This is a genomic window from Corallococcus sicarius, assembly GCF_003611735.1.
Lineage (GTDB): Bacteria > Myxococcota > Myxococcia > Myxococcales > Myxococcaceae > Corallococcus > Corallococcus sicarius.
The window spans coordinates 1-18,531 of record NZ_RAWG01000014.1 but is presented as its reverse complement, the minus strand read 5'-3'; the positions used below and the strand labels follow the sequence as shown (position 1 = coordinate 18,531).

Sequence of the window (18,531 nt, the reverse complement as noted above, 5' to 3'; positions counted from 1 at the left end):
CGCGGAGGCCGGAAGGTCCGGGCCGTCGGCTTCCGGAGTGTGAGCAGGAATGCCCGACGAGCTGGGTGAACGCGAGAAGGAAGTCCTCCGTGCCGTGGTGCAGGAGTACATCACCACGGGCGGGCCTGTCGGCAGTCAGCAACTGACGCGCCGCGGGGAGTTCGAGGTCTCCTCCGCGACCATGCGCAACGTCCTCGCTGACCTGGAGGCCCTGGGCTTCCTGGAGAAGCCGCACACGTCCGCGGGCCGCGTGCCCACGGACCGGGGCTACCGCTTCTACGTGGACACGCTCGTGAAGCTGCGAGACCCCGCGCCGCGCGACCGCGAACTCATCCACGCCGGGCTCGTCCACGAGTCCAACCTGGACGACATCCTGTCGGAGGCCAGCCGCGTGCTGCACTCGCTCACCCGCCACGCGGGCGTGGTGCTCACGCCCCGGCCGGACGCGGCGGTGTTCCAGCGCATCGAGTTCCTGCGCCTGCGCGAGAACCGCGTCCTCGCCATCCTCGTCGGCCAGAACGGCCAGGTGCACAACAAGGCCCTCACCGTGGACTTCCCGGTGACGTCCGACGAGCTCGTCAAGGCCAGCAACTACCTCTCCGAGCTGCTCCACCAGGTGCCGCTGGAAGAGGCGCGCGAGCGCATCCGCGCGGAGATGGACCAGGACCAGGCCCTCTACAACGCGCTCACCGCCAAGGCCCTGCGGCTGGGCGCCGCGGCCACCGACCTCCAGACGCCCGAGCGCGTCCTCATCGAAGGCACCGGCTCCTTCCTGGAGCAGCCGGAGTTCGCGGACGTGGAGCGCATCCGCGCCCTGTTCCGCGCCCTGGATGAGAAGCACAAGCTGCTGCACCTGCTGGACCGCGTGCAGCGCACCAAGGAGATGCACGTCTTCATCGGCGCGGAGAGCGAGTTCTCCGCCGCGGGCGACGTCACCGTCATCGCCAGCCCCTACGGCACGGCGGAGGCGGTGCTGGGCACGGTGGGCGTCATCGGGCCCACGCGCATGGACTACCGGCGCGTGATTCCCCTGGTGAACTTCACCGCGCAGGTGCTCTCCAGCGTGCTGGAGAAGGCCTAGCGGCCCGTACGACCTGCCTCCTACTGGGGCAGGGGCGGCGCGGGGGCGTAGACGCGCAGCGCGGCGGAAGCCACTTCGAAGCGCATGGGCGTCATGCCCACGTTCTCCCCGTCCGCGTTCACCTCCATGGGCGGGTCCGTCTCCACGGTGAGGTGGCGGGTGTGCAGGTGCACGACCGCCTCGTGCTCCAGGTGCCCGCCGCTGCGCATGCCCAGCGCCACGCGCGCCAGCGTGGCCACGTCCTGCAGGTGGCCCAGCCCGGTGCGCTCCCCGCTCCCGTCGGCGGCGGACGGCGCGGTGATGGCGTAGACGTGCAGCTTGCGGTCATCCAGCGTCGCCTCCGGCGACACCATGTTGCCCGCCCCGTGATAGCGGCCGTTGCCCACGACGAGCTGGAGCGCGTCCAGCTCCAGCGTCTCCGTGTCCGCCTGGAGGCGGACGTGGAAGGGCTGCAGGGTGCGCATCTCCGCGGCGGCGGCCATCGGGTAGGCCAGCTTGCCCGCGCGCTGCTTCAACTCCTGCGTGAGCCGCTTCGCGATGGCGGTGGTCAGCCCCAGGCTGGCGGCGTTGAGGAAGGGCCGCCCGTTGACGAGCCCCACGTCCACCCGCGCCGTGTAGCCGCCGACGATGACGTCGCACGCGGCCTCGATGGTGTCCGGGATGCCCAGCGAGCGGGCGAAGTCGTTGCCGGTGCCCAGGGGCACCACGCCCAGCGTCACGTCGCGGCTCATCAACACCTGCGCCGCGCAGCTGATGGTGCCGTCGCCGCCGCCCACGAAGACGCGACGGGCCCCCGCCGCGATGGCCTCCTCCAGCACCGCGCGCAGGCGCTTGGGCCGCGACAGCGCGTGCGCCGCGAGCAGGGGAATGCCCCGCTCGGCCAGCATGGCCCGCGCGGTTTCAAAGGCCTCACGGCCTGAGCGCGAGCGCGTGTTGACCACGAGGACCGCAGGGCCTTCATCCAGGTGGCGAAGGCGGGGAGGTGCATTCAGTGCGGGTTCCAGGTGCCACCTCTGCTTGACGTGACCGGCTTCCCAAGATGCGCACCGCCCCGCCGTGAAGCCAGCCGTACCCCGGAGAAAAGGACAGGGGTGATGTCCATTCCCCACCTGCGCCGGTTCGGGCCTTCCCGTACTGGACAGGGGAAGGGGGCCGGCGGGTTCCCCGGGCGGGCAGGCGTGCTCACCTTCAAGGCAGCGCTGGCTCCAGGGCCTCGCCGCAGCCTTTTCCAGGAGGGTGACGCATGGCACGGGGAAGCAAGGCGCAATACACCGAAAAGCAGAAGCGCATGGCCGAGCACATCGAGCAGGGCTACGAGGACAAGGGCACCCGCGAGAAGACCGCTGAAGCCCGCGCGTGGGCCACCGTCAACAAGCTCACCGGCGGCGGGATGAAGGGCGGCTCCGGCAGCAAGGCGAAGGCGGCCCGGCAGCGACCCGCGGCCCGCAAGAACGCGCGCAAGGCGGGGAAGGTCGGCGGCAAGCGCCGCGCCGCGACCGCGAAGAAGACCTCCACCTCCAGCCGCCGCAAGGCCGCACCCACGCAGGCGAAGCGCGCCACCACGGGCCGCAAGGCCACGCGCACCGGGACCGCCGGCAAGCGCTCCACGGCGCGCAAGAGCCCGGCCCGCAAGAGCAGCGCCCGCAAGAGCACGGCGAAGCGCGGCACGCGCAAGTAGGTTTCGGGGGCTTGCCGGTGGCCCGGGAGCCGCCGGACGCACCGGGCGCATCGCCTGCGCCCGGCGGAGGTTCGCTCAGCGCGACTCCTCGTCCTTGGAGCTGTCCCGCGACGCCGCGTCCCACGGCCAGGCCTCGGGGTCCTGCTCCAGGCGGCGCAAGAGCTCCGCGGGGTCCTTCACCAGGGTGCGGCAGCCGGCCGTGCGCAGGTCGTCCGGGCGGAAGCCACCGCACAGCACGCCCACCGTGGCCAGGCGCAGCTTGCCAGCCGCGAGCGCGTCGTAGGGCGTGTCACCCACCACCACCACCGTGGCGGGGTCCGGCTTGCCCAGCTTCGTCAGGGCCGCCTCGAAGATGTCCGGGTGCGGCTTGCTCTTGTCGACCTCGTCCTTGGTCGTCTTCGCCTCGAACAGGCCGTCGATGCCGCACAGCTCCACGTAGCGCTTGAGCTCGTCGTCCTTCGCGCTGGAGGCCAGCGCCAGCTTGCGGTTGCTCTTGCGCAGCTGCTGGAAGAGCTCCTTCACGCGCGGGAAGGGGCGCACCTTGGGCAGGAACTCGCGCTTGAACAGCGCGGAGCGGTACTCCTCCAGGTCCTTGCCGAAGCGCTCCAGCTCCTCGTCGTTGAAGAAGACGGGCAGGAGCTGATCCGCGCCCTTGCCAATCTGGCTGCGCACGTGGGCGAAGGGGATGTCCCGGCCGAACTCGATGAACGCCCTGCGCCACGCCTCGGCGTGCTCGTCCACCGAATCAATCAGCGTTCCGTCCACGTCGAAGATGACGTTGTCGACCATGCGCAGCACCCTCCGCCGTCCCAAGGTGGCGATGCCGGGCGGGCGGGTCAACCGCCCGTGGGAGGCTTCGGTCCACTCTCCTGCGTTGCGCTGTCCACGAGTGTCCGGGTCTGCACGCTGTAACCCTCCGGCGCGGTGGGGGTGAAGGCGTCGTTGGGCAGCGGCGTCTTCAGGTCCACGCGCGTCAGCACCGTCTCCCCCTGCTTCACGCCGGCCACCTGGCGCGTGAGCTTCTTGGGCACGCACAGCCCCAGCGCCGTGTCGCAGTGCTCCTCCTCCATGCGCACCTCCGCCTGCGTGCCGTCCGCCGCGCGCGTGCGCCGGGCCAGGAAGTCCAGGGTGGGCCAGCGCAGCACGTACGTCACCTCCGTGCCCGCGCCCGCCTCGCCCTCCAGCGCCATGGACAGCTCCACGGCCTCCTTCGCCTGGGGGTGGTTGGCCACCCGCTTCGCCTTCGTGCTGCGCAAGAGCAGCGGCGCGCGGAAGCCGTCCGGCACGAAGGGCGTGAAGATTTCGGTGAGGAAGGCCGACAGCTTCTCCGGGGAGACCTCGGACTTGAACGTCGTGAACTGCTTGTCCCCGTCCACCTGCTCGTACAGGTGCTTGCCGTCCCAGGACACGGTGCGCGCCGTGGGCTGGGACACGCTGCCGCGCATCTTCTGGGGCGCCCGGTACGCGAACGTGAAGCCCGCGGACAGGCTGTCGCCCTCCTTCTGGGTGCCCTCCAACTGGTAGTTCAGCAGCTTCGCGTCGCGCGCGGCCAGCCGCTCGCGCACCTGCGCCATCAACTCCGCGCCATCCCCGCTTCCGGAGGAGGACGAACGGCACGCGAGGACACTCAGCAGGGACAGCAGGAGGAGGGCGCGCATGAGGGGCTTTCCAAAAGAAAAAGGCCCCACTGTCGCCAGGGGGGCCTTGGGCTGCCTCGGTGAGGAGGCAGGCGGAACTACTTCACCGCCACGCCGGTCGCGGAGGAGCTGGTCACGCCGATGATGGTGCCGAGCAGGGCGAAGATGCCGTGACGGGGCGTGGTGTTCGCCGACTTCAGGTCGACCTTGGAGGCGCCCATGGCCTTCGCCTCGGAGATGAGGAGCTTGTTGACCACGGTGTCCAGGTCGCTCTGGACGATGTCGATGATGTGGAAGATCGCGGTCAGGCCCAGCGAGCTACCCTGGATGACGGCCACGGCCTCGCCGTTGGCGGCGATCTCGGAACCGGAGACGACGGCGGACTCAACGCTGGTGCAGCCCACGAGGGAGGCGGCGGCAACGGCGGACAGGATGAGCTTCTTCATGGTTTTCTCCCCAACAGATGGTGGCTTGAATGGTGGAGGGGCGACTGAACAGCCGTCCCGCCGTTTGATGGAACCTCAAGCGGCGCGGTTCGTACCAGAAGTCAACTTCAAGTCAAGGACCCGGGTCGGTGAATCAGAGTTGTGTTCTACACTTCATCCGCGCGGCGACCGGGGACAGGTCGCCCCTTTGGCGGACGAGAGGCATCTTCGCGCATGCACCCGGTTTCCGTTCCACGTCCCGCCCCGCCCTCGCGCGTCTGGCTGCACCTGCTGCTGTTCGTGGTGACCCTGGGGACGACGTTCCTGGCGTACCTGCTGCTCTTCGGTCAGTCGTTCCCCTTCAGCCAGGGGGGGCTGTCCCCCGAGGACCGGACGCAGGCGCTGGCCTTCAGCGTGTCGCTGCTGGGCATCCTGGGCTCGCACGAGATGGGGCACTACGTGCTGGCGCGGTGGCACCGGGTGGATACCTCGCTGCCGTATTTCATCCCCCTGCCGGTGCCCGGGAGCCTGGGCACGCTGGGCGCGGTCATCCGCCTGCGCGGGCGCATCCCCACGCGCAACGCGCTGGTGGACATTGGCGCGGCGGGGCCGCTGGCGGGTCTGGTGGTGGCGCTGCCGCTGCTCTACTGGGGCCTGCTGCACTCCACGGTGGTGGACTCGCCCGTGGTGGCTTCGCCGTTCCCGGGTGACCAGTCACTGTGGGCGCTGGGACAGGACCTGCTGCATTGGGTGATGGAGAAGCTGACGAACGCGCCGCCCGCCCTGGAGCCCGTCATCACCCAGCGGCAGACGCTGTTCGGCGACAACCTCATCATGAAGGCGCTGACGTGGCTGGCCCTGGGGCCCCTGCCGGAGGGCAAGGACGTGGTGGTACACCCGGTGGTGATCGCCGCGTGGTTCGGCCTGCTGGTGACGCTGCTCAACCTGCTGCCGGTGGGGCAGTTGGACGGTGGCCACCTGACGTTCGCGGTCTGGGGCCCTCGCGCCCGCACGGTGGGCAAGGGCGTGGCATGGGTGCTGCTCTTCCTCACGGTGTTCGTCACCGTGTCGTGGGGCCTGTGGCTGCTGGTGGCCAGCAAGGTCGTGGGCTTCGGTCACCCGGAGGTGGTGGAGCCCACGGAGCCCCTGAGCCCCGCGCGCAAGCTCATCTGCGCGCTGTGCCTGCTGGCGCTCATCGGCTGCGCGATGCCCATCCCCCTGCGGGAGGTGCTGTCATGAAGTACCAGTGCGAGGCCTGCGAGCGGCTGGTCCCGGTGGAGGCCTTCCGCGTCGAGGACGGTGTGCTGTCCGTGACGTGTCGGGCGTGTGGCGCGCGGACCCTCGCGGCTCCGTCCGCAGCCGCGTCCGCGTCTCAAGACATGCCCCGCGAAGGGGGCGGCGGGCGGGGTGGGAGCGAGGGCGTCGCGATGGCGGTGCCCGCTCCGGAGTCCTTCGCGTCCCCGCCGCCCGTGCCCTCCCGGGTCAGCACCACCGCCCTGCGCGTGGTGCGCTCCGACGCGCCCTCCGCGGCGGCCTCCGCCCTGGACGGGGATCCGTTCCAGGCCCCGCCGGGCCACTGTCCCAAGTGCGTGGCGCCCATGCGGGAGGACGAAGGGGCGTGCGCGCAGTGCGGGCTCGTCTACGCGAACTTCCTCCCGGATGAGCACCTGCCCTCCGGGGTGCTGGCCACCGAGTGGCGCGCGCTCCTCCAGACCTGGGACGACGACGAGGCGCATGACCGGCTGCTCACGCTGGCGGTGGGGCGGGGAGAGCTGGCCATGGCGGGCCGCCTGTACCGCCTGCGACTGGCCCGGACGCCGGGCGACGCCAAGGCGCTGCGGGGGCGGGACGAGGTGGTGCGTCGGGTGACCTCCGTGGTGCCGCTGACGTCCGACGGCCCCTCGCCGGAGCTTGCCCGCAAGGTGAAGAACACGGTGATGGGGGCGGTGCTGGTCGTCGCGCTGGTGCTGGTCCTGGTGCTCTTCCAGATGCTGCGCGGCTCCTTCTAGGCGGGGCGGGGAAGCGCTGGCCGGCCCACTTCCCGGGCAGGCGTGAGAAGGGGTGGACAGGAACGCGCGTACAGCGCCGGGCGCTGTTATCCTGGGGGGCCGGTCTTCTGTCCTCCTGCCCCGAAACGACGCATGTCCGCGCCCGCGCCCCGTCCTCCCTCTGTCGACAGCCTGCTGGGTCCTGGTGGGGCGCTGGAGCAGGCGCTGCCCTCGTACGAGCACCGTCCGGAGCAGCTCCAGATGGCGCGCGCCGTGGAGCGGGCCTTCTCCGAAGGCAGCTACCTGCTGGCGGAGGCCGGCACGGGCACGGGCAAGACGCTCGCCTACCTGGTGCCAGCGCTCCTGTCCGGCCTCAAGGTGGTGGTGTCCACCGCCACGAAGACGCTGCAGGACCAGGTGTTCTTCAAGGACCTGCCGCTGCTCAGCGAGAAGCTGGGGCTCCAGTTCGAGGCGGCCTACCTCAAGGGGCGGGGCAACTACCTCTGCCTGCACCGCTACGAGTCCTTCGAGAAGGATCCGCAGTTCATCTCCAAGGACGAAGCGAAGCAGTGGCCGCTGCTCAAGCGGTGGGTGACGCAGACGGAGACGGGGGACCGGGCGGAGCTGGACCTGCCGGAGTCCTTCGCCGCGTGGTCGCGGCTGTCCACCACGTCGGAGACGTGCCTGGGCTCGCGCTGCGCGCAGTATGAGACGTGCTTCGTCACGAAGATGCGCAAGCGCGCGGAGACCGCGAGCCTGCTGGTGGTGAACCACCACCTGTTCTTCGCGGACCTGGCGCTGCGCAGCTCCGGCAAGAGAAGCGAAGGGGTGCTGCCCTTCTACGACGCCGTCGTCTTCGACGAGGCGCACGCGCTGGAGGACGTGGCCAGCAGCCACTTCGGCTACAGCGTCTCCAACTACCGGCTGGAGGAGCTGGCGCGCGACGCGGTGGCGGCCCTGCCGGCGAAGGATGAACGGCACCCGACGCTGTCCGCGCTGGCCCAGCGGGTGCGCGCGCACTCGGACGCGCTGTTCGTCCAGGCCCCCCGCGCGCTGGGGCTGTCCAGCCAGGAGTCCACCGTGGCGCTGCGCCCGGAGACGATGGGCAAGCTGTCCGGCGCGCTGGAGCAGGTGCGCGAAGGACTGTCCGCGCTCGCGTCCTTCTCCGGCAGCGAGCGCGAGGCGGAGCTGGCCGCCATCCACCGCCGCGCCGAGGAGATGGTGGAGCAGCTCACCTTCCTGGAGAAGGCGGAGTCGTCCGAACACGTCTACTGGGCGGAGGCGCGCGGCAAGGGCCTCTTCCTGCGCGCGAACCCCATCGACGTGGCGAAGGAGCTGCGCGACAGGCTCTACGGCGCCCTGGACACGGTGGTGTTCACCTCCGCGACGCTCGCGGCGGACAGCCGCTTCGACTTCTTCGCCAAGCGCATGGGCATGTACGACGACGAGGGCCAGCCGGTGACGCGCGTGCGCACGCTCGCGGTGCCCAGCCCGTTCGACTTCCCGCGCCAGTCCGCGCTGTACCTGCCCACGCACCTGCCGGACCCCAGCGCCCCGGGCTTCATCGAGGCGGCGGCGGAGGAGATCATCAAGCTGTGCGAGGTGACGGGCGGGCGCGCCTTCGTGCTCTTCACGTCCCTGCGCAACATGGTGCGCGCGTACGAACTCACCGCCACGCGGCTGCCCTACCAGGCGCTGCTCCAGGGCGAGCGGCCCAAGGCGCAGCTCCTGGAGTCCTTCCGCCAGACGCCCAGCGTGCTCTTCGCCGCGCACAGCTTCTGGGAGGGCGTGGACGTGCCCGGGGACGCGCTGAGCCTGGTCATCATCGACCGGCTCCCCTTCGCGTCACCGGGGGACCCGCTGGTGGCCGCGCGCATCCGGCAGATTGAAGCGCGCGGGGAGGAGCCGTTTGATCAGTACCAGCTGCCGCAGGCGGCGCTGGCCCTGCGCCAGGGCTTCGGGCGGCTCATCCGGACGCAGGCGGACCGGGGCATCGTGGCGATGCTGGACCGCCGCATCGTGACCAAGGGCTACGGGCGCGTGTTCCTCTCCAGCCTGCCGCCCGCGAAGCGGATGGAGGACACGACGGAGCTGAGCCGCTGGTTCAATGGACCGGTACGCCCCGTTCCGCCTCTGAGAACCGTTCGTTGAGCCCGTCGCGCAGGCGCAGCCCCACGCGCGCCTGGAAGGGCGGGGCGAGCGTGTCCACACCCGCGCGGCCCGCGAGCCAGGCGCGGTCGAACAGGTTCTCCACCGCGGCGAAGGCGGCCACCTTCCAGAAGAGGTGGCGGCTCACGAACAGGTCCACGATGGCGGCGCCGCCCATGCCGCGCGTGTTGAGGTCGTCCTCGTACTGCGGGCCCACGACGCGGAGCTGCGCGGTGGCGGTGAGGAGCGACGGCTCGTCGAAGGTGACGCTGAGTGAGCCCCGATGCCGGGGGTCCTGGGGAAGCTGGCGACCCACGAGGTCGGGCTGTCCGGGCGCTTCGGTGACGACGGGGTCCACGAAGGTGTAGGCGGCGAGCAGCGTCCACTGTCGGGCCGGGCGCCAGTCCGTGCCCAGCTCCACGCCGCGCACGCGCGCCTGGCCCAGGTTCTGGCGCTGGCGGGTGGTGCCGTCGGGCAGGGGCGTGGCCAGGGTGACGTTGGTGATGGGCGCGTCGAGCACGTTCCAGAAACCGGTGACGCGGCCGGTGAGCCCGCGTGGGCCCACGGCCTCCACGCCGGCCTCGGTGCCCCAGAGGCGCTCGGCGCCCAGGTCCGGGTTGGCGGCGGTGAGGACGGTGCCCACCTGGAAGGGGCGGTACAGCTCGTTGAGGGTGGGGGCGCGGAAGGCGCGGTACACGGAGGCGCGCAGGGTGAGCCCGTCCACCGGGCGCAGGCGCGCGGCGAGGCGCGGGCTGAGCTGCCCGGCGGTGCGGGGCGCGAAGTCGGTGGCGGTGGCGGTGCCGTTCGCGCGGCTCTCCAGCAGGGAACCGTCCAGGTTGCGCCACGCGTCCCAGCGCAGCGTGCCGGCCAGCTCCAGCGCGGGCGACACGGTGTAGAGGTCCTGCACGAAGACGCCGCCGGACAGCTGCGTGCCCCGGGTGGCGCGCGAGTAGAGCGAGGTGGGCGTGACGGTGGAGGGGAAGAGCAGCTCCTCCGCGGAGCCGGCGGACCGGCGCGCGTCCACGCCCGCGGCGAGCACGTGCCTGCCGCCCAGCGTCAGCTCCGGGCCGGTCCACACGAGCGAGCCGCCCTGGTCGTTGGCGGGAACGTCCTGGAGCGCGGAGCGGACCTCGAAGTTCCGGTCCGGGGTGACGCGGGCGCGGTCCTGGGCGAAGTGCTGCGTGCGGCCGTAGAGGCCCAGCTCGAAGGTCCCGGTGTCCTCCGTGCGCAGGCGGGCGCTTCCGGTAAACCACGTGAGGTCCACGCTGGCGGCGGTGTAGCGGGTGCCGCCGTTCTGCGTCTCGCGGAAGTAGCCCGCGCGGGTGGAGAGGAAGAGGGCGTCGGTGGCCTTCACCTCCACGCGGGCCTGCGCGGTGACGTGCTTCGACGGGGTGTCACCGTCGATGGTGCCGCGCTGGCCCTCGGGGACGATGCGGTAGCCGTTGCTGGTGAGGCCTTCGGCTTCCAGCGACACACCCACGCGCTTCCAGCGGTCCGCGATGCGCGCGGCGACGAAGCCGGTGCCCAGGTTGCCCACCGACACGTCGGCGTCGATGACGGGGCCAATGGGCTGGGAGATGAGCTGCACGACGCCGCCCAGCGCGGCGCTGCCGTAGAGCGCGGAGCCGCCGGTGGGGACGACCTCGATGCGGTCCAGGCCCAGGCGGGGCAGGGCGCGCCAGAACACCCAGCCGCCATAGGGGTCGTTCACCGGCAGGCCGTCCAGCAGCACCAGCCCCCGGGCCACCCCCGAAGGCGCGAGCCCGCGCAGGTTGAGCCCCTGAGCGGTGGGGTCCGCGACGAGCGAGGGCGTGCGGCGGAACGTGGACGCGGAGGGCAGCGTGCGCACGAGCGCGTCCTGCGTGAGCGTGGGGCTGCGCTCCATCTCCTCGCGGGGAATCACCACCGTGGTGGCGGGCACGTCGCGAAGCGGGCGCGGCAGGCGCGTCGCGGTGACGACCGTCTGGGTCTCGCGGGGAGGCCCGGGCTCCCCGGTCGGGGCTTCTGCTCCCGTGTCGGAGGCTTGAGCCGCGCCCGCGAGCGACGCGCCGTCCGGGGCATCCGATGCACCGCCATCAGGTGCTCCTGTCGCAGGCGCGGCAGGGGCTGCGCTGTCTGCATCGGGGGCCTGCGAGCCGACGGTCACGGGGACGTCGGGCGACTCGGATTGCGCCGCCGCGACGCCGGGCAGCACCAGTCCGAGGCAGACCCCGAGGCGCCGGAGTCGTGCACGCCGCCAGCGCGGCGGAACAGGCGGACGGGAGGGAGCGCGCGGGCCGGTCATCCCCGCCGCTCTATCGGATCTCCCGCCCTCGCGGGAAGGTTCGCTCGCAGAGGCCGGCTCCCTGGGACGCTCCAGAAACACGAACGGCGGTGAAGGGCCGGACAACAGGCCACTCCACCGCCGTCACGTCAGGGCCGGGAGGCCCTGCCTTGCGCGGACACTACGCCGCGGACATGCCACCGCTGGCGGCGGCCGGGCCCTGGTACTGCGCGTCGCCGAAGCCGAGGATGGCGTAGAAGACGGGGCCGAGCAGCGCCAGGCCGATGCCGAAGCCCATGCCCTTGCCGAACGACTTCGCCATGTCGATGCCGATGATGAAGAGCGCGATGATGTTCACGCACGGGATGAGCGCCAGCACCGTGAACCACGCCGGGCGGCCGACGATCTTCGTCATGATGTAGACGTTGTAGATGGGGACGATGGCCGCCCACCCGGGCTCGCCCGCCTTCGTGAACGTCTTCCACAGGCCCGCGATCATCGCGCCGATGAAGGCGAAGTAGAAGATGTAGAACAACGGGCCCGGGCCCGCGCTCTGCTGCTCCGACGCCTGCCGAATCATCTCAAGCTGCTGTTCATCCATGAGTACTTCCCCCTCGGAAGTGTGGGACCCAGGCGCGAGCGCCGGTCCAGGTTCAATCCCGAACAATTCGCGAAGTAGGGGGGTGAATGCAAATTCCCTCCCCCTTTGGGTCGTCCGTCTCAGGCCTTGAGAGTCTCCGGCACCACCCAGTCCGGCTTGAGCCGCTGGATGACTTTCACGAAATTCTCTTTGTCCTGGGCTTTCTCCAGGGCGGCGTCGGGGAGGATGACGTCGTCCTTGACCAGCCGCTCCAGGTGCATGTCCAGGGTCTGCATGCCCTGGCCCTGGCCCGCCTGCATCTTGGAGGCGATCTGGAACACCTTGCCCTCGCGGATCATCGACGCGATGGCGGCCCCGCCCACCAGGATTTCGAGCGCGGCGACGCGGCCCTTGCCGTCCGCGGTCTTGATGAGCTGCTGCGCGACGATGCCCGCCAGGGACTCCGCGAGCATGCCGCGCACCTGGCCCTGCTCGTCCGCGGGGAAGGCGTTGATGATGCGGTCGATGGTGGCGGGCGCGCTGTTGGTGTGGACCGTGGCGAACACGAGCACGCCGAAGCTCGCGAGCTGGAGCGCCAGCTTCATCGTCTCGTTGGTGCGCAGCTCGCCGATGAGGATGACGTTGGGGTCCTCGCGGCCGGCGGAGCGGATGGCGGTGGCGAAGCTGGACGCGTGCGGGCCCACCTCGCGGTGGGTGACCTGGGCCTTGAGGGACTCGTGCACGAACTCCACCGGGTCCTCCACGGTGAGCACGTGCGAGGCGCGCGTCTTGTTGATGTGGTTGATCATCCCCGCGAGCGTCGTGGACTTGCCGCTGCCCGTGGGGCCCGTCACCAGCACCAGCCCGCTGCGCCGGTCCGCCAGCTTGCGCACCACCTCCGGCGTCTTCAGGTCCTCCAGCGTCAGCACCTTGCTGGGGATGGTGCGGAAGACGGCGCCAATGCCGGTCATCTTGTAGAAGTAGTTGGCGCGGAAGCGGGCCTTCGTCCCGTAGCCATAGGCGAAGTCCAGGTCCAGCTCCTCGGTGATCTGCCGCTTCTGCTCCGGCGAGCAGATCTCGAAGAGCAGCGGCTCCAGCTCCTCCTGGGTGAGGGGCTCTTCGCGCAAGGGCACGAGCTCGCCGCGGATGCGGCCCAGGGGCGGGTAGCCCACGCCCAGGTGCAGGTCGCTGCCCTTCTTGTCGAGCAGCACGTCGAACCAGCTGGCGATGCGGGGATTTTCCGTCATGTCAGGCGCCCTTCTTGCCAAGCAGTGAGCCCACCTTGGACAGCATCCGCGCGCCCTCCTGGGGCGTGGCGGGTGGGGGCACGGTGCCAGCGGCGCCGGGCCGCTTGCCCGTCACCATGGCCTCGATTTCGTCCGGGTTCTCCGCGAAGCCCTTCACCGTCTCCAGCGTCGCCTTGCCCGAGCGCGCCAGGTCCGACAGCGAGTCCTCGAAGCGGATGATGCCCAGCGACTTGCCGCGCTGCTGGAGCGACGGGATTTGATACGTCTTGTTGTCGCGGATGAGGTTGCCCAGCGCCACGGAGCCCGTGAGCACCTCGGCGGCGGCCACCATGCGCTTGCCGTCCGTGGAGGGCATCAGCCGCTGGCTCACGATGAGGCGCAGGCCGCTGGAGAGCGACAGCCGCACCTGCTGCTGATCCGCCGGCGGGAAGAGGTCGATGAGCCGGTCGATGGTCTTCGCCGCGCTGGGCGTGTTCATGGTGCTGATGAGCAGGTGGCCCGTCTCGCTGGCGGCGAGCGCCATGCGCACCGTCTCCGTGTCGCGCAATTCGCCCACGACGATGACGTCCGGGTCCTCGCGCAGGCTGCCCTTGAGGGCGCTCGCGAAGGTGCGGGTGTTGGTGCCCACCTCGCGCTGGCTGATGAGGGCGCGCTTGCGCGGGTGCACGTACTCCACCGGGTCCTCCACGGTGAGCACGTGGTGCGTCGTCTCGCGGTTGATGATGTCCACCAGCGCCGCGAGCGTGCTCGTCTTGCCGTGGCCGGACGGGCCGGTGAGCACGATGAGGCCCTGGTGGTGGTGCGTCGCCTTGGCGATGTCCGCCGGCAGGCCCAGCGACTCCAGGGTCGGGATCTCGCGGGAGATGACGCGGAAGACGCCCTTGAGGCCCGTGCGCTGGCGGCCCACGTTGACGCGGAAGCGCCCCGTCTCCTCGGAGTCCAGCGCGAAGTCCACGCTGCCGTCGCGCTCCAGCACGTGGCGCAGCCGCTCCGGGATGATGGGCAGCAAGAGCCGCTCCACCAGCTCCGGCGCCAGCACCGTGTCCTGCGGTTGCAGCTCTCCGGCGAGGCGGAACAGCGGAGGCCGTCCCGCCACCACGTGCAGGTCGCTGGCGTGCATGCTGCGCGCCTGCTCCAGCAGCACGGCCAGGTCGCGGCCCGGCGCGGGCGTGTGCCGCGAGATGGGGATGGCGCGCGCGGGCGCCGCGTCGGCGACATACGACGGCGCGCTCGCGGGGGGCGGGCGCGCGGGCGCCGCGTCGGCCACGGGTGCGCGTGCGGAAGAGGGCGCCGTGACCGAGCCCACGGGGACGCCTCGCACGGAGGCCGCTCCCACGGGGGCCGTACGTGCGGGGGCCTCCACGGAAGCAGGCCCACCGGCCTGGGCGGTGCGGGCCACGGCGTCGGCCGGAGCGGACGCACCGGGCGTCGCGGCGTAGGGCGTCCGGCCAGGGGCCGCGGGAGCCGCCGGAGCCGCGGAGGCCGCCGGAGCTGGGGGAGCCGCCTGCGTGGCGCCCTCCGTGGCGCGCGTGAGGCGCACGTTCATCAGATCACCCCGGCGCACCGCCGCGATGCTGAGCGAGCCCAGGCCGGTGGCGTTCACCGTCCACTGCACGGGGGTCTCCGACACCGTGGAGGCGCGCGCGAGGCCCACCATGGCCTGCAGGGCCTTCACGAGATCGTCGGTGGTGAGGGCGCCGGGATCCACGGGCTCATAGCCGGTGGCGTTTCGCACCATGGGCGGGCGGCCACTGGCCAGGGCCAGCTCGGTGATTCCGGGACGTGACAGGTGACGCAGCAGCTCTGCGAGCGGTTTCATGCCGAGGGGGTGGCCCCACCGCTGCCGTGCGTCAGGCCCGGCGGGGTGGAGCCCGCGGAAGGATAGTCGACCGCCGCGCGCCGGGACACCCGGGGGGCCTGTCTCCAACGCACGACGGGAGCGGCCGTGTGAGGGCCCCTCCCGTCGGGTGCTACCACTGGCTGTGACGGACGTGCGACTACAGCTCGCGCGACATCAGGAGCCGCAGCTTGCCGGACTTCTTCGACACCACCGTGGCCACCGTGGTGAAGCCCGCCTTGCGGTAGAAGCCCACCGCGGGCGCGTTCGCCGGATCCACGCGCAGCGCGATCGTCTTGCGGTACATGTCACGGGCCGCGTCCAGCGCCTTGTTCAGCAGCAGCGCGCCCAGGCCGTGGCGCCGCAGCTCCGGCTTCACCACGATGTTGCGCAGGTAGGCGGCGCCGGGCACCGGGCCGTCGCGCTCCACCGTCACGTAACCCACGATCTGGTTCTGCAGCCGGGCCACGTGGAGGTACGGCTTGAGCTGGGTGAGAGCCTTGAGGCTGTCCTCCTGGCTCTCCCCACGGCCCTTCCAGGGCTCGGAGTTGGAGCGCAGGGCCGACACCGTGGTCAGGTCCTCGTCGGTGGCCACACCGAATTTGACCCCGTTCACCAGCTCGTTGGAGAGGGTCGCCACGTCCATCACTGGCGTGGGGGCCACCTCGACGCCTGGTTCCACCTGCTTCATCGTCATCGCCTTGCTCCTCCGTCGCGTCCGCGATCCTAACCGGTCCCCCCTTACCCGTGCACGCGATCATTCCGCGCACAGTGTCCTGTTTTCCGTGTGGGGAGACGTCCTCCTCTTGGGTCGAGGAGCGGGAACTTCTCGAAACGCCACCCGGGGGGACGTCATTCCGGGAGGAAGGATTCGCTCCGCTCCGCCGTCCGGCGTGCAACCGGCCTTCCGCGCGGAGCGTGGGCCCATTATAAAAAGAAGGTCCGGTTCCCCCTCGGGTTTCGAGCCCCCCTCTTGCAACTCAACCACGCCCAGCGCGAGCTGACGCTCAAGATCGTCTATTACGGCCCCGGGCTCAGCGGGAAGACGACGAACCTGCGCAAGCTGCACGCGCGGGCGCGGCCGGACGTGCGGGGGCGCCTGCTGTCGGTGGACACGCACGACGACCGGACGCTCTTCTTCGACCTGCTGCCCGTCTTCTTCTCCACCTCCGCGGGCTTCAAGGTGAAGGTGAAGCTCTTCACCGTCCCCGGCCAGGTCATCCACAACGCCACGCGGCGCGTGGTGCTGCAGGGCACCGACGCGGTGGTGTTCATCGCGGACAGCCGGCGCAACGCGTCGCAGGAGAACAACGCCTACTGGCGCAACCTCCAGGAGAACCTGCGCGAGATGGAGCTGGACCCCGCGCAGGTGCCGGTGGTCATCCAGTTCAACAAGCGCGACCTGCCGGACAGCCTCACGGACGCCGAGCTGGCGGACATCCAGAAGAAGGGCACCCAGCCCGTCGTCGGGTCGGTGGCGGTGCGGGGCGAGGGCGTGGTGGAGACCTTCCACGCCGTGGCGCAGGCGGCCTGGCGCGCGCTGGAGAACCGCGCCCACCTGTCGCGCAACGTGGGGCTCACGGAAGAGGAGTTCCTGGGGCAGATCTTCCGCCAGGTGGACCTGACGGGCACGGCGCTGGAGGGCCGCTACCGCATCCTGCCCGGTGGCGGCGCGAGCGGGAGCCCTCCATGAGCGGCCCGCCGATGGGAGGACCCCGTGACACGTCCGGCTCGCACCGGCGCGAGTCCGTCCTCCAGCGGCGGCTGGCGCTCGGCGACCTGTTGGACCTGCCGTCCTTCGCGGAGGTGGTGAAGGGCTTCAGCGACCTGTACCGCGTGGGCATCAAGGTGCTGGACGCGCGCGGCACCAAGCTGGCGGACGTGAAGGTGGGGCACGGCGACTTCTGCGCCTACGTCTTCTCCTTCCCGGACGGGCGCCACGCGTGCACCGCCATGGTGGGCCGCGTGAAGAACGGCCCCGTGCTCCCGGAGGCCGGCGCGCGCGTGGCGGAGGGCGACCTGTCGGAGGGCTCGGGGCTCATCGCCCTGCCGTGCTTCACCGGCCTGCGCTACGTGGTGATGCCCGTGCGGTGGGACGGCGACTTCCTGGGCCGCGTCATCCTGGGGCCCTTCACGCCCGAGGAGCTGACGGACTTCCCGGCCACGCTCACCGGCATCCAGGGGTTGGACCTGGAGCGCGCGCACGAGCTGCTGGCGCGCGTGCGCCGCGTGCCGGAGCGCACCGCGGCCCAGGTGCTGGGCCACTTCGGTCAGGTGCTGGGCGCGCTCGTCGCCAGCGGCCAGAAGGCGTACCTCGCCACGCACCTGCACCTGGAGTCCACGCTGGAGGTGCACCGCGAGCTGGAGGCGCAGAACGCGCGGCTCATCCAGGCCAACGCGCGGCTCAAGGAGCTGGACCGGTTGAAGTCGTCCTTCCTGGGCACGGTGAGCCACGAGCTGCGCACGCCGCTCGCGTCCATCCTCGGCTATTCGGAGATGATGGCGGAGGGGCTGGCGGGGCCCCTCAACGCCGAACAGCTCCAGTACGTGCGCACCATCGTGGAGAAGGGCGAGACGCTCCTCTCGATGATCTCCTCGCTGCTGGACCTGAGCCAGATTGAAGCCGGCCGCCTGCGGCTGTCCATGGCGCCGGTGGACCCCGGCTACATCATCCAGACGGCGGTCTCCAGCGTGCTGCCGCAGGCGCAGAGGAAGGGCCTGGAGCTGGAGGTGCGGCTGCCGCACACGCCCCAGCCCCGGCTCGCGGGCGACCTGGACAAGCTGCGCCAGGTGGTGGTGAACCTGCTGGCCAACGCGGTGAAGTTCACGCCGTCCGGCGGCCGGGTGAAGGTGACGCTGTCGGACGCGGCGATGCAGCAGGAGCTGGGCGTGCCCGGCTACCGCATCAGCGTGGAGGACACCGGCGTGGGCATCCGCTCGGAGGAGTTCGACCGCATCTTCCAGAGCTTCTACCAGGTGGACGGCAGCTCCACGCGCGAGTTCGGCGGCGCGGGGCTGGGGCTCGCCATCGTGAAGAGCCTGGTGGAAGGGCACGGCGGGCGCGTGCGCGTGGAGAGCGAATACGGCCACGGTTCGCGCTTCATCGTGATGCTGCCCCTGCACCCGCCCATGGCGGACCGCGGGCTGTCCGCCGCGCCGCCCATGCCGGAGCCGGACCGCTTCTAGCCAGCGCGGGGCGGCCTTCAGGTGAAGGCGCGCGGGCCCTCCGGGGCCGGGCCGCTGACGACGTGCAGCCGCTCCCACCCCCGGCGCGCGAGCAGCTGGTGCAGCCGGGGCCGCAGGGCCGCCTGCAACGCGCGCGCGCTCGCCTCGTCCAACAGCGACAGCGCGGGCAGCGGCCAGCGCTCGCGCACGCGCGCGTCCATGCCCGGCGCCTGGCCCGCGACCTCGAGGAGGACGTAGTGGGACGCGGGCACGCTCCTGTCCCTCGGGGGCGCGGGGCGCAGGTGCAGGTCGCGCATCAGCGCCTCCACGGCGGGGGGCACCCGCTCCTCGCCGTCCGGAGGAGGCGTCACCACCGCGCGGGCGCGCTCCGGGTGGGCCAGCGTGTTGAAGAGCGCGGCGGCCAGGTGCGCGGGGCCGGCTTCCGCGCACTCGAAGACGACGGTCTCCAGGGGGGCGGGGGC

The 18,531-nt window shown here is 71.3% G+C and carries 16 protein-coding genes and 1 pseudogene; 7 read left to right on the top strand and 10 right to left on the bottom strand.

From position 1 onward, the window contains the following. The first annotated feature begins 49 nt into the window (after positions 1 to 49). Entirely contained in the window at positions 50 to 1,081 is a 1,032-nt protein-coding gene (gene hrcA, locus D7X12_RS03600) for a heat-inducible transcriptional repressor HrcA (RefSeq protein ID WP_120623860.1), read from the top strand. A gap of 20 nt (positions 1,082 to 1,101) precedes the next feature. Here hrcA and D7X12_RS03595 read toward each other — a convergent pair whose 3' ends face one another. After that, complete coding sequence (locus D7X12_RS03595) at positions 1,102 to 2,022, bottom strand: lipid kinase (protein ID WP_244224327.1); 921 nt, start codon at positions 2,020 to 2,022, stop codon at positions 1,102 to 1,104. 302 nt (positions 2,023 to 2,324) lie between these two features. Here D7X12_RS03595 and D7X12_RS03590 point away from each other — a divergent pair, with 302 nt between their 5' ends. After that, the gene (locus D7X12_RS03590) at positions 2,325 to 2,759 is read left to right on the top strand and encodes a transcriptional regulator (RefSeq protein ID WP_120623859.1); all 435 of its coding nucleotides are present in this window, start codon (positions 2,325 to 2,327) and stop codon (positions 2,757 to 2,759) included. Positions 2,760 to 2,834: 75 nt separating this feature from the next. Here D7X12_RS03590 and D7X12_RS03585 read toward each other — a convergent pair whose 3' ends face one another. The 3 genes from D7X12_RS03585 to D7X12_RS03575 all read right to left on the bottom strand — a co-directional run bounded on the left by D7X12_RS03585 (position 2,835) and on the right by D7X12_RS03575 (position 4,842). Beyond that, the gene (locus D7X12_RS03585) at positions 2,835 to 3,548 is read right to left on the bottom strand and encodes an HAD family hydrolase (protein ID WP_120623858.1); all 714 of its coding nucleotides are present in this window, start codon (positions 3,546 to 3,548) and stop codon (positions 2,835 to 2,837) included. Positions 3,549 to 3,595: 47 nt separating this feature from the next. Continuing rightward, positions 3,596 to 4,417 (bottom strand): hypothetical protein, encoded by an 822-nt coding sequence (locus D7X12_RS03580; RefSeq protein ID WP_120623857.1) that lies wholly within the window; start codon positions 4,415 to 4,417, stop codon positions 3,596 to 3,598. Between the two features lie 77 nt (positions 4,418 to 4,494). Then, complete coding sequence (locus tag D7X12_RS03575; protein ID WP_120623856.1) at positions 4,495 to 4,842, bottom strand: hypothetical protein; 348 nt, start codon at positions 4,840 to 4,842, stop codon at positions 4,495 to 4,497. Between the two features lie 213 nt (positions 4,843 to 5,055). Between D7X12_RS03575 and D7X12_RS03570 the strand changes: the two genes are divergently transcribed. The 3 genes from D7X12_RS03570 to yoaA all read left to right on the top strand — a co-directional run bounded on the left by D7X12_RS03570 (position 5,056) and on the right by yoaA (position 8,960). Further along, positions 5,056 to 6,060 carry a site-2 protease family protein gene (locus D7X12_RS03570; protein WP_120623855.1) on the top strand — a complete coding sequence of 335 codons (1,005 nt, stop codon included), beginning with the start codon at positions 5,056 to 5,058 and terminating at the stop codon, positions 6,058 to 6,060. Beyond that, positions 6,057 to 6,830 (top strand): hypothetical protein, encoded by a 774-nt coding sequence (locus tag D7X12_RS03565; protein WP_120623854.1) that lies wholly within the window; start codon positions 6,057 to 6,059, stop codon positions 6,828 to 6,830. The genes D7X12_RS03570 and D7X12_RS03565 overlap by 4 nt, the downstream gene beginning before the upstream one ends. 132 nt (positions 6,831 to 6,962) lie before the next feature. Further along, positions 6,963 to 8,960: a DNA repair helicase YoaA gene (gene yoaA / locus D7X12_RS03560; protein WP_120623853.1), complete on the top strand. Its 1,998-nt coding sequence runs from the start codon at positions 6,963 to 6,965 to the stop codon at positions 8,958 to 8,960. Here the strand turns inward: yoaA and D7X12_RS03555 are convergent. From D7X12_RS03555 to D7X12_RS03535, 5 genes are all read right to left on the bottom strand, one after another. After that, the gene (locus D7X12_RS03555) at positions 8,914 to 11,241 is read right to left on the bottom strand and encodes a TonB-dependent receptor (RefSeq protein ID WP_439329343.1); all 2,328 of its coding nucleotides are present in this window, start codon (positions 11,239 to 11,241) and stop codon (positions 8,914 to 8,916) included. The genes yoaA and D7X12_RS03555 overlap by 47 nt on opposite strands. 160 nt (positions 11,242 to 11,401) lie before the next feature. After that, positions 11,402 to 11,821, bottom strand: a complete 420-nt coding sequence (locus D7X12_RS03550) for a DUF5684 domain-containing protein (protein ID WP_120623852.1) — start codon at positions 11,819 to 11,821, stop codon at positions 11,402 to 11,404. A 119-nt stretch (positions 11,822 to 11,940) separates the two neighbouring features. Continuing rightward, positions 11,941 to 13,047, bottom strand: a complete 1,107-nt coding sequence (locus tag D7X12_RS03545; protein ID WP_120623851.1) for a type IV pilus twitching motility protein PilT — start codon at positions 13,045 to 13,047, stop codon at positions 11,941 to 11,943. Position 13,048: 1 nt separating this feature from the next. Beyond that, entirely contained in the window at positions 13,049 to 14,866 is a 1,818-nt protein-coding gene (locus D7X12_RS03540; RefSeq protein WP_120623850.1) for a type IV pilus twitching motility protein PilT, read from the bottom strand. A gap of 178 nt (positions 14,867 to 15,044) precedes the next feature. After that, positions 15,045 to 15,581, bottom strand: a complete 537-nt coding sequence (locus D7X12_RS03535) for a GNAT family N-acetyltransferase (protein ID WP_120623849.1) — start codon at positions 15,579 to 15,581, stop codon at positions 15,045 to 15,047. Between the two features lie 276 nt (positions 15,582 to 15,857). On the opposite strand from D7X12_RS03535, the gene D7X12_RS03530 reads away from it, so the two are divergent. Beyond that, a complete protein-coding gene (locus tag D7X12_RS03530) occupies positions 15,858 to 16,577 on the top strand; it encodes a GTP-binding protein (protein ID WP_120623848.1) in 720 nt (239 codons plus the stop codon). Beyond that, the gene (locus tag D7X12_RS03525) at positions 16,574 to 18,070 is read left to right on the top strand and encodes an ATP-binding protein (protein ID WP_120623847.1); all 1,497 of its coding nucleotides are present in this window, start codon (positions 16,574 to 16,576) and stop codon (positions 18,068 to 18,070) included. The genes D7X12_RS03530 and D7X12_RS03525 overlap by 4 nt, the downstream gene beginning before the upstream one ends. Before the next feature lie 17 nt (positions 18,071 to 18,087). Here the strand turns inward: D7X12_RS03525 and D7X12_RS03520 are convergent. Next, positions 18,088 to 18,531 (bottom strand): annotated as a pseudogene (locus tag D7X12_RS03520) (aquaporin); the annotation flags it as partial.